The sequence below is a fragment of the Mesorhizobium sp. M7A.F.Ca.CA.001.08.2.1 genome (genome assembly GCF_003998455.1).
GTDB classification, from domain to species: Bacteria; Pseudomonadota; Alphaproteobacteria; order Rhizobiales; family Rhizobiaceae; genus Mesorhizobium; species Mesorhizobium ciceri.
Genome location: NZ_RZPW01001060.1, coordinates 1 through 1,639 on the forward strand (window position 1 = coordinate 1; position 1,639 = coordinate 1,639).

Below are 1,639 nucleotides of genomic sequence, written 5' to 3' on the forward strand. Positions count from 1 at the left end.
CTATAGGGGGACTTCAACGCCATGACAAGCAAGCCCTTCTGTCAGCCGTCACGCCAATGCCGAGGTAGCCATGGAAAGCCAGACCATCGTCGAAGCCCTGCTGCTCGGCCTGCTGGAGGGGCTGACCGAGTTCATCCCGGTGTCCTCGACCGGCCATATCCTGCTCGCTGGCCATTTCCTCGGCTTCCACTCGACCGGCAAGGCCTTCGAGATCCTGATCCAGCTCGGCGCCATCCTGGCGATCCTCAGCGTTTATTTCCGCCGTCTCTGGAAAATGCTGCTCGAACTGCCGCACGACCGACTGACCAGGCATTTCGTCATCGGCATCCTCATCGCCTTCCTGCCGGCGGCATTCATCGGCGCGCTGGCGCATGATTTCATCAAGACGGTGCTGTTCGAATCGCCAAGGCTGATCTGCATCATGCTGATCATCGGCGGCGTCGTGCTGCTGGTGGTCGACCGCATGAACCTCAAGCCTGTTTATCGCGACGTCGAGCGCTTCCCGACCCGGCTTTACCTGCAGATCGGGCTTTTCCAGTGCCTGTCGCTCATTCCCGGCACATCGCGTTCGGGCTCGACCATCGTCGGCGCCCTGCTTTTGGGCGTCGACAAGCGCGCGGCCGCTGAATTTTCCTTCTTCCTTGCAATCCCGACCATGGTCGGCGCCTTCGCCTTCGACCTGTTCAAGAACCGCAACGTGCTGAGCAGCGCCGACCTGCCGATCATCGCCGTCGGCTTCGTCGCCGCCTTTGTCACGGCGCTCATCGTCGTGCGCTTCCTGCTCGATTACGTCTCGCGCAAAGGTTACTCGCTATTCGGCTGGTGGCGGCTGGTGGTGGGCGGTGTCGGGTTGGTGGCGTTGATGATCTGGGGGTGAGGAGTGTTCCGCGTAGCGGCCCTCACGCTTCGTCCCACGGGCTCCGCCCGTGGATGACGAATGAAGGAGGGCTGCCCCCTCTAACTCTTCCCATAAAACGCGTTCTCGACATGCACCGGCCAGCGCCAGGGCAGCACGGCGACCATGTCGAAGCGCATCGACAGCCTGCCGTAGTCCGCTTGGCGCGACAGCCAGATGTCGGCCGCGCCTTCTATTCGACGTTCCGATTCGTGGCCGATCGCCTCCATGGCTTCCATCAGCGACCGGCGCGCCTTGACCTCGACGAACAGCACCAGATCGCCGCGCCGCGCGATCAGGTCGATCTCGCCGAAGCGCGTGCGGTGGCGGCGGGCGAGAATGCGATAGCCTTTCAGCATCAGCGCTACCGACGCCAGCCATTCGCCGCGATGGCCGCGCCGATAGGCTTTCTGGCGGCTGGCGCTCGGGCGTTCAGCCACCGCCGCTTTCTCCCGAAGCATCCTTGAGCTCCAGCAATCGCCGATAGAGCGCCTGTTTCTGGCCGCCGGTCATCTTCGCGGCTTCCGCCGCCGCCTTGGAGGCCGGCATTTCGGCGGCAAGCGACAGAAGCAGACGGTCGATGTCGGCGGGTTCGTCGACCCTGGCCTCGGCCGGAGCGACGCAGACGACGATCTCGCCCTTCGGCGTATCGGCCGCGGCATAGTGGTCGGCCAGCGCCTGCAGCGTGCCGGTTCGCATCTCCTCGAAGGGCTTGGTCAATTCCCTGCCGATCGCGGCCTTGCG

Annotated in this window: 2 protein-coding genes and 1 pseudogene; 1 reads left to right on the plus strand and 2 read right to left on the minus strand. The window is 64.1% G+C overall.

The genetic code is table 11. The annotated features are described in order from the left end of the window. The first annotated feature begins 70 nt into the window (after window positions 1-70). On the plus strand, window positions 71-877 hold the full coding sequence (locus tag EN914_RS34705; RefSeq protein ID WP_013528623.1) for an undecaprenyl-diphosphate phosphatase: 807 nt from the start codon (window positions 71-73) through the stop codon (window positions 875-877). An 80-nt stretch (window positions 878-957) separates the two neighbouring features. Here EN914_RS34705 and EN914_RS34710 read toward each other — a convergent pair whose 3' ends face one another. Together EN914_RS34710 and EN914_RS34715 are read right to left on the minus strand one after the other, a co-directional pair. After that, window positions 958-1,335: a YraN family protein gene (locus tag EN914_RS34710; protein WP_024502180.1), complete on the minus strand. Its 378-nt coding sequence runs from the start codon at window positions 1,333-1,335 to the stop codon at window positions 958-960. After that, a pseudogene (locus tag EN914_RS34715) lies at window positions 1,328-1,639 on the minus strand (rRNA (cytidine-2'-O-)-methyltransferase); the annotation flags it as partial. The gene EN914_RS34710 and the pseudogene EN914_RS34715, both read right to left, overlap by 8 nt.